9 protein-coding genes are annotated in these 13725 nt (G+C 57.8%); 3 read left to right on the top strand and 6 right to left on the bottom strand.

The annotated features are described in order from the left end of the window. Window positions 1–45: 45 nt before the first annotated feature. Genes ABIE11_RS15495 through ABIE11_RS15475 form a run of 5 tightly spaced genes read right to left on the bottom strand, consistent with a single transcriptional unit; the run spans window position 46 to window position 6101 of the window. Window positions 46–1584: an MFS transporter gene (locus ABIE11_RS15495; protein ID WP_129035698.1), complete on the bottom strand. Its 1539-nt coding sequence runs from the start codon at window positions 1582–1584 to the stop codon at window positions 46–48. Between the two features lie 58 nt (window positions 1585–1642). Then, window positions 1643–2668, bottom strand: a complete 1026-nt coding sequence (locus ABIE11_RS15490) for a Gfo/Idh/MocA family protein (RefSeq protein WP_429184831.1) — start codon at window positions 2666–2668, stop codon at window positions 1643–1645. A gap of 12 nt (window positions 2669–2680) precedes the next feature. After that, window positions 2681–3748, bottom strand: coding sequence for a Gfo/Idh/MocA family protein (locus ABIE11_RS15485; protein ID WP_429184830.1), 1068 nt, complete (start codon window positions 3746–3748; stop codon window positions 2681–2683). A gap of 2 nt (window positions 3749–3750) precedes the next feature. Then, entirely contained in the window at window positions 3751–4929 is a 1179-nt protein-coding gene (locus tag ABIE11_RS15480) for a Gfo/Idh/MocA family protein (RefSeq protein WP_429184829.1), read from the bottom strand. Between the two features lie 17 nt (window positions 4930–4946). Then, window positions 4947–6101: a Gfo/Idh/MocA family protein gene (locus ABIE11_RS15475; protein WP_429184828.1), complete on the bottom strand. Its 1155-nt coding sequence runs from the start codon at window positions 6099–6101 to the stop codon at window positions 4947–4949. Between the two features lie 190 nt (window positions 6102–6291). On the opposite strand from ABIE11_RS15475, the gene ABIE11_RS15470 reads away from it, so the two are divergent. Next, a complete protein-coding gene (locus tag ABIE11_RS15470) occupies window positions 6292–7350 on the top strand; it encodes a LacI family DNA-binding transcriptional regulator (protein ID WP_100777852.1) in 1059 nt (352 codons plus the stop codon). Here ABIE11_RS15470 and msrA read toward each other — a convergent pair whose 3' ends face one another. After that, on the bottom strand, window positions 7351–7992 hold the full coding sequence (msrA, locus tag ABIE11_RS15465) for a peptide-methionine (S)-S-oxide reductase MsrA (RefSeq protein WP_100777851.1): 642 nt from the start codon (window positions 7990–7992) through the stop codon (window positions 7351–7353). It abuts the gene before it with no gap. A gap of 224 nt (window positions 7993–8216) precedes the next feature. Between msrA and tamA the strand changes: the two genes are divergently transcribed. Both tamA and tamB read left to right on the top strand, forming a co-directional pair. Next, entirely contained in the window at window positions 8217–9950 is a 1734-nt protein-coding gene (gene tamA, locus ABIE11_RS15460; RefSeq protein ID WP_100777850.1) for an autotransporter assembly complex protein TamA, read from the top strand. After that, a complete protein-coding gene (tamB, locus tag ABIE11_RS15455) occupies window positions 9947–13723 on the top strand; it encodes an autotransporter assembly complex protein TamB (RefSeq protein ID WP_429184827.1) in 3777 nt (1258 codons plus the stop codon). Before tamA ends, tamB begins: the two co-directional genes overlap by 4 nt. Window positions 13724–13725 lie beyond the last annotated feature (2 nt).

Genomic DNA, 13725 nt, shown 5'->3' with positions numbered 1-13725 from the left:
TGGCAAAAACAGGCCGGGCAGGCGTGTGCTGCCCGGCTCCCTCAATCAGGACAAACTGACATTATCCACCGGTCGCCGTGCGGCGTTACCGCCCCAGACCTCGTCGTACTCATAGCCCGTGAGCTGTTTAATGACCACCCGGGTACGCGCATCGCAGTCGCGGTAATCGCCGCCCAGCTTGCGACGGGCGATCTCTTTGAGCAGCAGTTTGTGGGTGTCGCGCGTTAGGGTGAATTTATAGGTAGTGATGAAACTCACCGCCAGCAGCGCGGAGGTGGCGAACAGCATCAGGCCGATAATGGCGTACAGTGCCGATTCAGGCTGCGCGCCGTTGCCTTTCACAAACCCGGACTCCTGCAACACCACGCCGATCAGCATGATCGCCAGCGCGACGGTGCTTTTACGCGTCAGCACCATGACGCCGGCAAAAATCCCCTCCCGGCGCTGCTGGGTAACCATCTCGTCGATGTCAGGAATAAAGCTGTAGATGTTCCACGGAATGTAATACAACCCGGCACGCGCCGCGCCAAGCAGAATAAAGACCGCCGAGAACAGCAGAGCAGGGACCTGGGTTTGCGTGTAATAGACGGCGAACAAGAACGCCAGCACGAAGAATATACAGCCGTAAGCGATTCGCAGCGCCGCGGACGGAGAAATATTCAGCCGGTTTAACAGCAGCATAAATCCGTAAGTGCCCGGCACCGAGGCAAACGCGGCGATACTGAGCCAGCCGGAAACCGCCGCTGCGTCCTGGCTCAGACAATAAACCACGTAATAAGTAAAAACTGAACCGAACACATCCATCGCGGTAAACGAGAAAATATAGATGATGATGTGTAAACGAAAGGCGCGAATTTGGAAGGCGGAGAAGAGATCCAGTACCAGATATTTCAGGTGATTGAGTAAACCGCTACTGCGGTGGGTCTCAATTTTAAAATCGGACTCCTGATGTACATCTTTCGCCTCCCAGGTGGTGCGCCAGGTAATAAATACCGCGAGACAAAAGACGCAGGAGAAGATCAATCCAGTGAGGGTATAAGTAAACGGATTATCTTTCCCGGTGAAATGCATAATCACGCCGGGCACGGACACCGCCAGAAAACCGCCGAGCTGGGAGCAGATCATCCGCACTCCGGACAAGCGGCTGCGCTCTTCGTAGCGGTTGGTCATCTCAGCCGCCAGCGTCTCCCACGGCACCAGCACCATCGCCGACAATAATTCAATCGACAAATAGGTGCCGAGATAATACCAGTAGCCCATATCTGTTACCCACAGCAGGGCATATAAAAACATCAGCGGTGAACTTAATAATAAAAAGAAGCGGCGGCGACCAAATTTCCGCCCGAGCCAGGTATTGCCAAAATTGTCGGTGATATAACCCATAATCGGGCTTAATACGGCGTCAATGACCCGCGCAATAGCAAAGATAGAACCGGCTTCGAGCACGCTCAGTCCGCAATAGGTGGTATAAAAAAATAACAGCCAGGTGCCAATAATGGCGAAAGCGCCTCCGCCAAACAGATCGGTTATGCCGTAGCCAAGCGCCACACCATAACCAACCCTGCGTTCAGTTGGTTTGACCATAATATTGATACTCAGAGTAGGGTTATTATGAACCAGATTTATTCTGGCCGATTTTTATTCACTGCTGATTAATCTCAATCCATTGCCGAATCTGGGATGAACGATAAATGGCCTCCACAAGGTTGATTGATTTTCCGGCTTCGCGAATATCGGTGTAATCCGCTTTTTCCGGGTTTTGGATGGCAGCATAAAAATTGCCAATCGCGTGCTGGTGGCCTAAACCCCAGTAACTTTTTGCGACACCGTTTGGCGATGCGTCGCTTACCAGTTTCACCCGCACGCCGTTGCACAACCGCCACAGGGCGTTATCGCACAGCTGCAAGGTGCCGTTTTCGCAGTGAATCTCGAGCAGCAGCGGCGAGTCGGTGGTGTGACAGTTAGTGGCGTAAAACAGGCCGCGCGCGCCGTTGGTGAAGTGCAGCGTCGCCATCGCGCTGTCCTCGGCTTGCGTCACGTCGGCCAGCTCGCCGCTGTCGACGACCCCTTTCAGGCGCGTCACGCCGCCCGCAAACCACTGCATCAGATCGAGGGTGTGAATCGCCTGATTGATCAGCAAGCTCCCGCCCTCGGTGGCAAAACGCCCGCGCCAGGGGCTTTCGGTGTAATAAGCGCCCGAACGCGACCAGGTGAGCACGGCTTTGATACTCAGCATCTTGCCCATCTCCCCCTCTGCCAGCTCCCGTCGGATGCGCTGGCTGGTGGGGTTGAGCCGGTTCTGATAGCACACGCCAAGCAGCCCTGCCGCATTCTGCGCGGCGTGCGCGATCTCAGTAATTTCGCCGCCGTTCATCCCCACCGGCTTTTCACAGAACACATGCTTTCCTGCTGCAAGGGCCGCCAGAATCATCCGTTTATGTTCGAAATGCGGCGTGCAGATGTGAATCACGTCGATTTCGTCATCCAGCAGCATCTCCTGATAATCCTGATAAAAGCGGCACTGATACGCCATCGCCAGCTTCAAACCGACTTCGCTGTTGATATCCGCTAGCGCGCGCAGGGTCACGCCAGGCATCTGGCGCAGGGCATTGACGTGGCAGCTATGGATCGCACCGCCGCCGATAAGGGCTACATTGAGCGTTTTCATCCGCACCTCTCGTTAATCCGCCGCGTTTGCCAGCATCTGCGCTTTCACGCACAGCTCGGCCGCTTTAAAGGCGTGCGCCTGGGTCATCGCGTTTTCGGTGCGATTCAGGCAGTCCAGGATCAGCTCACCAAAGAACGGGAAGCCGACCTGGCCCGCCACCGGATAGCGGAATTCGCCCTCGTTGTTGACGAGATAGACCACGTCCTGTTCGCCGCGCGTGAGATCGACATATTTGCGGATTTCGATATACCCGTCGGTGCCGAGCAGCGTCAGACGGCCATCGCCCCAGGTTGACAGCCCGTTGGGGGTAAACCAGTCGCAGCGGAAGTAGCCGCTGGCCCCGTTTTCACCCTTGAGCATCGCGTCGCCGAAATCTTCAAAATTGGGGTGGTGCGGATGGTTGAAATTTCGTGCCTGGCTGGCGACCACCGTGGCCTCGTGGTTGCCGGTGTAAAACAGGAATTGCTCGATCTGGTGGCTGCCGATATCGCACAGAATGCCGCCGAAATAGCGCCGCTCGTAGAACCAGTCCGGGCGGCCTTGCCCTTCGCGGTGCGGGCCCGTGCCGAGGGTCTGTACCACGCGACCTATCGCCCCCTGTTTCACCAGTTGCCCGGCAAACACCGCGCTTTCGACGTGCAGACGCTCGCTGTAGTAGACCGCGTATTTACGCCCGGTTTTCGCCACCATCGCTTTGGCATCATCGAGCTGATCCAGCGTGGTCAGTGGCGCTTTGTCGGTGAAATAGTCTTTACCGGCGGCCATGGCTTTCAGCCCCAGCGCGCAGCGCTCGGACGGAACCGCCGCCCCGGCGACCAGCTGCACGTCGCTGTCGGCAAGAATCGCCTCCAGCGAGTCGGCGACCTTCACCTGCGGATACAGCTGCACAAATTTATCCACTTTCGCGGGATCGGGATCGTAGACCCATTTCAGCGTCGCCCCGGCCTCCATCAGCCCGTTGCACATGCCGTAGATATGGCCGTGATCGAGAGCCGCCGCCGCAAAGACAAATTCACCGGGCTGGACCACCGGCTGTGGTTTGCCCACGGGCGCGTAATTCATACCGTCATGTTTATTCATGGTCAGATCCCCTGGTCCAGATTTTTGCCTAATGGAATGGCGCCGGTTTCGCTGAAATTGGCGACGCTGGCGGATTTTTGATAGAAGCGCGGGGCGAGCACGTTGGTGCCACCGGTGCGATAGAACGGGTCGTCGCAGGAGATGGGCAGTCGGACCACACTTCCGGTGATGGACGATTTATAGATGGCGGTGATGAGTTCAAGGGAGCGTTTGCCCTGTACGCCATCGACCAGCGGAGCGGTTTGCTGTTCAACCGCGCGCAGCAGGTCGTGGATCTGCCCGGTGTGCAGCGTCCACTCGAGTTTGGGCGTCTCGTGAAATACCGCATTCAGCTGCGTTTCGCGCGTCGTATCGTTCGTGGCCTGCGGGAAACCGTTGTCGGCGCTGACGCTGGCGAACACCTCCCACGGTGCGGAGATCCGCGCTTTCTCACCCTGAATCACAATCTTCTGATCTTCTCCGTGGTGCACCACGGAAGCGGTGAGCTGCGTGAGTGCGCCGCTGGGGTATTTGAAAATCGCGGCGCTCAGATCTTCCACTTCGGCGTTGTCGTGGGCGACGTTGCTCATCATCGCCACCACTTCCGACGGAAAGCCCAGCATCCACTGGATGGCGTCGATGTGGTGAACCGCATGGTTGAGGGTGCAGCCGCCGCCCTCTTTCTCCCAGGTGCCGCGCCACCACAGGTCGTAATAGCAGTGGCCGCGCCACCAGAACGAGTCCACCTGCGCGTGGCAGATTTTGCCCGCCAGACCGGAATCCAGCGCCGCTTTCAGCCGCCAGAAGGCGTCGGTAAAGCGGTTCTGGGCGATAATCGACAGGGTTTTCCCGCTGGCTTGTTGCGCGGCAATCATCGCGTCGCACTCCTCAAGCGATGCGGCCATCGGTTTTTCACACAGGACGTGACACCCGGCGTTCAGGGCGTCGATGCTGATTTCGGCGTGGACGTAGGGCGGCGTGCAGACGTCGACGATATCAATATCCGCTTCGGCGGCCAGCATCTGCTGGTGGCTTTCATAGATGCGCGCGTCATTCAGGCCGTAGCGCGCTTTTTTCTCGTGCGCTTTTTCCGGGTAGATGTCCACCAGCGCCACGATGGTGCAGCGCTGGCCGAACTGCAAATAGCTCTGAATATGGTTATGCGAGATGTTCCCTGTTCCCACGATGGCGATTTTTAACATCGTTTTTTTCTCCGGTGTTACCAGGTGCCTGAGGCATCCAGGGTGCGGCTGGTGGTCTCTTTGTCCACAGAGGTGGCGATGCGCTGTTGCAGCAGGCGCAGGTACTGTTTTTCATTGAGCGGGAGCGTGACCCAGTCGTCCGTCCAGGTTGATAAATGCATGGCGTTGGAGAGCGTCAGGCCGTTGATCCCCTCAAGCCCGGGCGCAATCAGCGGCTCGCCGCGCAGCACGGCGGCGCAGAAGTTGGCGGTAATGACGTGGTGTTCGCTGCACTCCGCAGCGACCGGGATGGAAACCTCCCAGCACTCCGGCTCGCCAAAGCTGTTTTGCCAGCGGGCGTTAAAGTCGGTTTCGGATTCCCGCAGCCGCCAGTAGCGCAGTTTTCCCTCTTCGACCACCACTTTGCCGCGATCGCCGGTGATCTCCAGCCGGTTGGTTCCCGGCGTTTCAGCGACGGTGGTGATAAATACTCCGGTCGCGCCATTGGCGTATTCGGCATAGGCGGTCACCTCGTCTTCCACTTCAATCTGACGATGTTTACCGAACTGGCAAAACGCCCGCAGCCGCACCGGCATTCCGACCAGCCACTGCCAGAGATCGAGCTGATGCGGGTCCTGATTAAGCAGTACGCCGCCGCCTTCGCCCTTCCAGGTGGCGCGCCAGCCGCCGGAGTTGTAGTAGCTCTGCGAGCGGTACCAGTTGGTGATAATCCAGTTAGAGCGGCGGATTTCGCCCAGCTCGCCGCTGTCGATCAGATCTTTCACTTTCTGATACAGCGGGTTAGGGCGTTGGTTGTACATGATGCCGAACACTACGTCGCACTCGCGTGCGCAGGCGTTCATCTCCTGCACTTGTGCGGTGTAGACGCCCGCCGGTTTCTCGCACAGGGTATGAATGCCGTGGCGCATCGCCATGATGGAAAGCCGGGGGTGATCGTAGTGGGGCGTGGCGACAATGACTGCGTCGATCAGCCCGCTGGTGAGCAGCTCTTCGGCCTCATGAAAGAGCGCGACGGACTCGCCGACGAGCTGCCGAATGGCGTGATGTTTCTCCGGATCGTTATCGCAGACCGCCGTCAGACAGGCATCTTTAACGACACCCGCTAACAAATAGCGCGCATGAACCGTGCCGATATTGCCGATACCAATAATGCCAAACCGTACCTTTTCCATGTCACACCTTAAGTCGTTAAAAAGAGTGATGAGGGGAAAATAGGAAAGGCGAACTGCAGCGACAATGTGTTTTTGTGAGAATACTCGCAAGGCGCATAAGTAAACACCTACGCCCGGTAAATTTGGTTTTAAAATCAACAGGCTGTTTCTGCAAATAATTGCAAAAACTGAATGCGAGCGAGGTCACACTATGCCGGGCAAGCTAAAAATGGACGAAATTGCGGCGTTGACGGGCTACTCCGTCAGCACCGTTTCCAGGGTTTTAAGCGGCAAATCCTATACCAGCGACAAGGCCCGCGAGGCCATCGTGCGCTGCGCGCGGGAACTTGGCGTGCTGGCGTCCATGGCGAGCGGGCGGCTGCTGATTAATGGCATTGCGGTGTTTGCCCCTGAACGCACCTTTCAGGGACGCGGGGATATTTTTTATCTTGAGGTGACGAAAGGCATTGCCGAAGCCAGTGCGCCCCATGATGTCTGGATCAGTTATTGCGGATTAGAAGAACAGCGTGCGGACGTAAAATTATTTCTCGAAAAAGCCGGGCATAAAAATATTAACGCGATCATTATTATCGGCACTGATGATTCCACCATCTTTAAACTCGCCACCACCCTGAATAAACCCTGCGTTTTAATTAACTCCATCGATCGGGAAATGGCGCTCGATTCTGTTTCGCCCGATCATCGCGCCATCGGGTTTACCGCCATGCGCCATCTCTTCGAGCAGGGCCACCGCCGAATTCTGACCATGACCTGCCTGCGTCGGGAGACGCTCTACGCGCGTCTCGACGGCATTAAAGAGGCGTACCGCCATTTTCATGTGCCGTTCGATCCGCAAAACGATTTGCTGGTAACCGAATGGTTTACGGCGGAGGAGGCCGAGCGCGCCCTTGACGACTGGCTGGCCGGGCACGATAAAACCCAGTGGCCGCAGGTGATTTTCCCCAACAGCACCAGTATGACGGAAGGGGTGCTCAGGGCGTTGCAGCGTCGCGGTCTGCGCGTGCCGGAGGATATCTCTATTATCACCACCGATTTCACCTGGAATCTGCAAAACCGGCTGGATGCGCCGGTGACGGGCGTCACGGTGCCGTGTCGTGAGCTGGGGATTGAGGCGGTGCACCTGCTTCAGACGCGGCTGAACCGGCCGCAGGCGTCAGTGTTTAACCTGCTGTTGCAGGGCAAAGTAATGGATTTTGGGTCGGTCAGTAATGCCACGCGCCACGCGGCTCGCGTGGCGCTGGATCAGTAATCAGGCTAACTGTGGCGGCAGGCAGACACCAATCCCGCCGATCCCGCAGTAGCCGTACGGGTTTTTGTGCAGATACTGCTGGTGGTCATCTTCCGCGTAGTAGAACGGCGTGGCGTTGGCGATTTCGGTGGTGACGTGACGCTTATCGCCCGCAGCATTCATCGCCTCCTGGAAGCGGGTCAGGCTGGCGCGCGCGGCAGCGTCCTGCTCCGGCGTCAGCGGGTAAATGGCGGAACGGTATTGCGTGCCGTGATCGTTACCCTGCTGCATCCCCTGGGCCGGATCGTGGTTTTCCCAGAAAACCTGCAATAATTGTTCGTAGCTGATGATCGCCGGGTCGTACACCACGCGCACGGCTTCTGCGTGGCCGGTATCGCCCGAGCAGACTTCGCGATAGGTCGGATTCGGGGTGTAACCGCCGGTGTAACCCGCCGCCGTGCTGTAGACGCCCGGCAGTTGCCAGAACAGACGCTCGACGCCCCAGAAGCAGCCCATGGCGAAGAGGGCGATCTCCATCCCGTCCGGGACGTTAGTCATTGAATGATTGTTCACAGCGTGTAAGGTAGCGACCGGCATTGGCGTATTACGTCCCGGCAGTGCATCTGCTTGAGAAACAAGATGCTTTTTGTCGAATAAACTCACGGTAGGGCCTCCGGGGCAGCGATGTTTCAGTTAAGGTTGTCATGGAGCGTTTAATTGAACACAATAAATACGCTGAATGAGTCTAGATTTAAACATAAGAAATATTAGGCCTCTCGGCCATTTTTCAACCCTCTTATTGGGTTTTGGGCTTTATGCCGTGATACGCCGCGGAGCGGTACATCAATTGCTTCCAGGGGTGGAAACAAGGATATTCAGGAGAGAACGTGCCAAAGATCCGCCAGTTTTGTTTGGTCAGTTTATTGCTGACAAGCGGGGTCGCCAGCGCGGCGAATGTCCGTTTGCAGGTTGAGGGGTTATCCGGGACGCTGGAAAAAAACGTGCGTGCACAGCTGTCAACGATTGAGAGTGACGAAGTGACGCCGGACCGGCGCTTTCGCGCGCGCGTAGATGACGCGATCCGCGAAGGGTTAAAAGCGCTGGGCTACTACGAACCCACCATTGATTTCGATTTACGTCCACCACCGGCCAAGGGCCGTCAGGTGTTAATTGCCCGCGTTTCCAAGGGCGAGCCGGTGCTGATCGGCGGCACCAACGTGGTGCTGCGCGGCGGCGCGCGTACTGACCGTGATTATCTGGATCTGCTGGGCACGCGCCCGAAAGTCGGCACCGTGCTGAACCACGGCGACTACGACCACTTCAAAAAAGAGCTTACCAGCGTCGCGCTGCGTAAGGGCTACTTCGACAGCCAGTTCAATAAAAGCCAGCTGGGCGTTGCCCTCGACCGCCGCCAGGCGTTCTGGGATATCGATTACGATAGCGGCGAACGCTACCGTTTTGGCGACGTGACCTTCGAAGGCTCGCAAATCCGCGACGAGTATCTGCAAAACCTGATCCCTTTCAAAGAGGGCGATTACTACCAGTCAAAAGATCTGGCAGAGCTGAACCGCCGCCTGTCGGCGACCGGCTGGTTTAACTCCGTGGTTGTTGCGCCGGAATTCGACAAGGCGCGCAAAACCAAAGTGTTACCGCTGCACGGGGTGGTTTCACCGCGTACCGAAAACACCATCGAAACCGGTGTCGGTTACTCAACGGACGTCGGCCCGCGCGTGAAAGCGACGTGGAAAAAGCCGTGGATGAACTCCTACGGCCACAGCCTGACCACCAGCGCCAGTATCTCCGCGCCGGAACAGCAGCTCGATTTCAGCTATAAAATGCCGCTGCTGAAGAACCCGCTGGAGCAGTATTACCTGGTGCAGGGCGGCTTTAAGCGTACCGATTTAAACGATACGGAGTCTGACTCCACCACCCTCGCGCTGTCGCGCTTCTGGGACCTCTCCAGCGGCTGGCAGCGGGCGATTAATTTGCGCTGGAGTCTCGACCACTTTACCCAGGCAAACGTCACCAACACCACCATGCTGCTCTATCCGGGCGTGATGATCAGCCGTACCCGCTCGCGCGGCGGCCTGATGCCGACCTGGGGCGATTCCCAGCGTTACTCGATTGATTACTCCAATACCGCCTGGGGATCGGACGTCGATTTCTCGGTAGTACAGGCGCAAAACGTCTGGATCCGCACGTTCTATGACAAACACCGCTTTGTGACGCGCGGAAACCTCGGCTGGATTGAAACCGGCGATTTCGAACGTGTGCCGCCAGACCTGCGTTTCTTCGCGGGTGGCGACCGCAGTATTCGCGGCTACAAATACAAATCGATCTCCCCGAAAAATGACAAAGGCCAGCTGATGGGGGCCTCCAAACTGGCGACCGGCTCGCTGGAGTACCAGTACAACGTCAGCGGCAAATGGTGGGGGGCGATGTTTGTCGACGGCGGTGAAGCGGTGAGCGATATTCGCAAAAGCGATTTCAAAACCGGTGCGGGCGTGGGCGTGCGCTGGCAATCGCCGGTCGGGCCGATCAAGCTCGATTTCGCCGTTCCGGTCGGCGACAAAGACGAACACGGTTTACAGTTTTACATCGGTCTGGGGCCTGAATTATGAGTTTATGGAAGAAGATCAGCCTCGGCGTTCTGATTTTTATCGTGCTGCTGCTCGGCACGGTGGCATTCCTGGTGGGCACTACCACTGGCTTGCATCTGCTGTTTAACGCGGCTAACCGCTGGGTGCCAGGGCTTGAGATCGGCCAGGTGACGGGTGGCTGGCGCGATCTGCGTCTGAAGAATATCCGCTACCAGCAGCCAGGCGTGGCGGTGAACGCGGGTGAGTTTCACCTTGCGGTTAAGCTCAGCTGTCTGCGCGACAGCAGCCTGTGCGTCAACGATCTGTCGTTAAAAGACGTTAACGTGGCGATAGATTCTGACAAAATGCCGAAATCTGCCCCTGTCGAGGAGGAGGACAGCAGCCCGCTGAACCTCTCCACTCCCTATCCGATTGCGCTGTACCGCGTGGCGCTCAATAACGTCAATATTAAGATCGACGACACCACCGTTTCGGTGATGGACTTCACCTCCGGCCTGCGCTGGCAGGAGAAAAACCTGACCCTGACGCCGACCTCTCTGCAGGGGCTACTGATCGCCCTGCCAAAAGTGGCGAAAGTGGCACAGGAAGAGATCGTCGAACCGAAAATTCAGAACCCGCAGCCGGAAGAGAAACCGCTCGGCGAAACCCTGAAAGATCTCTTCTCGAAGCCGGTTCTGCCGGAGATGACCGACGTTCATCTGCCGCTCAATCTGAATATCGAAGAGTTTAAGGGCGAACAGCTGCGCCTGACGGGCGACACGGATTTGACCGTGTTCAACATGCTGCTGAAAGTGAGCAGCATCGACGGCACCATGAAGCTCGATGCGCTGGATATTGATACCAATCAGGGGAGCGTGAACGCGACCGGGCAGGCGCTGCTGCGCGACAACTGGCCGGTGGATATCACCCTCAACAGCGCCCTGAATATCGACCCGCTCAAAGGCGAGAAGGTGAAGCTGAAAGTGGGCGGTGCGCTGCGCGAGAAGCTTGAGTTTGGCGTGAATCTCTCCGGCCCGGTAGATATGGTGTTGCGCGGGCAGACTCAGCTGGCGGAAGCGGGTTTACCGCTGAATCTGGAGGTGGTGAGCGAACAGCTTTACTGGCCGTTTACCGGCGAAAAACAGTTCCAGGCCGATAAGCTGAAGCTCAAGCTGAGCGGTAAAATGACCGATTACACCCTGTCGTTCCGCACATCGGTGAAAGGCGAAGGGTTACCGCCTGCGGATATCACTCTGGATGCGAAGGGTAACGAACAGCAGATTAACCTCGATAAACTCTCCGTGGCGGCGCTGGAAGGCAAAACCGAACTGACGGCGCTGCTCGACTGGCAGAAAGCGATCAGCTGGCGCGGCGAGCTGAACCTCAAAGGTATTAACACCGCCAAAGAGGTGCCGGACTGGCCGTCGAAACTCGACGGGACGATCAAAACGCGCGGCAGTCTGTACGGCGAAAGCTGGCAGATGGAGGTGCCGGAGCTTAAAATCACCGGCAACGTGAAGCAGAATAAAGTGAACGTCGAAGGCTCTCTGCGCGGGAACAGCTATCTGCAGTGGATCATCCCGAAACTGCACGTGGCGCTCGGACGCAACACCGCCGATATCAAAGGCGAGCTGGGCGTGAAAGATCTCAATCTGGATGCCACCATCGACGCGCCAAATCTCGACAATGCCCTGCCGGGCCTCGGCGGCACTGCGAAAGGCTTAGTGAAAGTGCGTGGCACCGTCGACGCGCCGCAGCTGCTGGCGGATATCACCGCCAACAATCTGCGCTGGCAGGAGCTGTCCGTCGCACGCGTTCTGGTGAAAGGCGACGTCAAATCCACCGATCAGATCGCGGGTAACCTGAACCTGCGCGTCGAGCGGATTTCCCAGCCGGATGTGAATATCAGCCTGGTCACGCTGGACGCAAAAGGCAGCGAGAAGCAGCACGATCTCCAGCTGCGCGTGCAGGGCGAGCCGGTCTCCGGCCAGCTGCATCTGACGGGGAGTTTCGACCGCAAAGAGGAGCGCTGGAAAGGGGTTCTGGATAATACCCGGTTCAGCACGCCGGTAGGGCCACTGACGCTGTCCCGCTCCATCGCGCTGGATTACCGCAACGCCGAGCAGAAAATCAGCATCGGGCCACACTGCTGGACCAACCCGAACGCCGAACTCTGCGTGCCACAGACCATTGATGCCGGTGCGGAAGGGCGTGCGGTGGTGAATCTGAACCGCTTCGATCTCGCGATGCTGAAGCCGTTTATGCCAGAAACTACCGACGCGAGCGGCGTCTTTAGCGGTAAAGCCGATGTGTCCTGGGACACCACCAAAGAAGGGCTGCCGCAAGGTAACGTGACCCTCTCCGGGCGCAACGTAAAAGTGACCCAGACGGTGAACGACGCGCCGCTGCCGGTGGCGTTCGAGACGCTGAACCTGACGGCGGATCTGCATAACAACCGTGCGGAGCTGGGCTGGCTGATTCGCCTGACCAACAATGGACAGTTTGACGGCCAGGTGCAGATCACCGACCCGCAGGGACGGCGTAATCTGGGCGGTAACGTCAATATTCGCAATATGAACCTGGCGATGGTGAACCCGATCTTCTCCCGCGGCGAAAAAGCGGCGGGGATGCTCAGCGCCAATCTGCGTCTGGCGGGCAACGCCGAAAGCCCGCAGCTGTTTGGCCAGATGCAGCTCAACGGTGTGGATATCGACGGTAACTTTATGCCGTTTGATATGCAGCCGAGCCAGATCTCAATGAACTTCAACGGCATGAGCTCGACGCTGGCCGGGGTGGTGCGCACGCAGCAAGGGCAAATCAACCTGAGCGGTGACGCCGACTGGAGCCAGATCGATAACTGGCGTGCGCGCGTGGCGGCGAAAGGCAGCCGGGTGCGTATCACGGTGCCACCAATGGTGCGCCTCGACGTGTCGCCGGATGTGGTGTTCGAGGCGACGCCGAGCCTGTTTACCCTCGATGGCCGTGTCGATGTGCCGTGGGCGCGCATCGTGGTTCACGACGTGCCGGAAAGCGCCGTCGGCGTTTCCAGTGATGAGGTGATGCTGAATAACGATCTGAAGCCGGTCGAAACCAAAAGCGCCGCGATTCCGATTAACAGTAACCTGATCATTCACGTCGGCAACAACGTGCGTCTCGATGCGTTTGGCCTGAAGGCGCGACTGACGGGTGATCTGAAAGTGGCGCAGGATCAGCAAGGGCTGGGCCTGAACGGGCAAATTAACATTCCGGAAGGGCGTTTCCACGCCTACGGCCAGGATCTGATTGTGCGCAAAGGCGAGTTGCTGTTCTCCGGCCCGCCGGACCAGCCGCTGCTCAATATCGAAGCGATTCGTAACCCAGAGTCGACCGAAAACGATGTGATTGCCGGGGTGCGCGTCACCGGAACGGCCGACGAGCCGAAGGCGGAGATCTTCTCCGATCCGGCGATGTCGCAGCAGGAAGCGCTCTCTTATCTGCTGCGCGGGCAGGGTCTGGACAGCCAGCAGAGCGATAGTGCGGCGATGACCTCAATGTTAGTCGGCCTGGGGGTTGCACAAAGTGGTCAGGTTGTGGGTAAAATCGGCGAGACGTTTGGCGTAAGTAATCTGGCGCTGGACACCCAGGGGGTCGGTGACTCTTCGCAGGTGGTGGTCAGCGGCTATGTACTGCCGGGTCTACAGGTGAAATATGGCGTGGGGATCTTTGACTCACTGGCAACTCTCACGCTACGCTATCGGCTGATGCCTAAGCTATATCTGGAAGCGGTGTCTGGCGTAGACCAGGCGCTCGATTTGCTCTATCAGTTTGAGTTTTAGCA

It is taken from the genome of Lelliottia sp. 489 (genome assembly GCF_050435885.1).
GTDB classification, from domain to species: Bacteria; Pseudomonadota; Gammaproteobacteria; order Enterobacterales; family Enterobacteriaceae; genus Enterobacter; species Enterobacter nimipressuralis.
The sequence above is the reverse complement of the archived record's forward strand: the minus strand, read 5'-3'. Positions and strand labels throughout refer to the sequence as shown.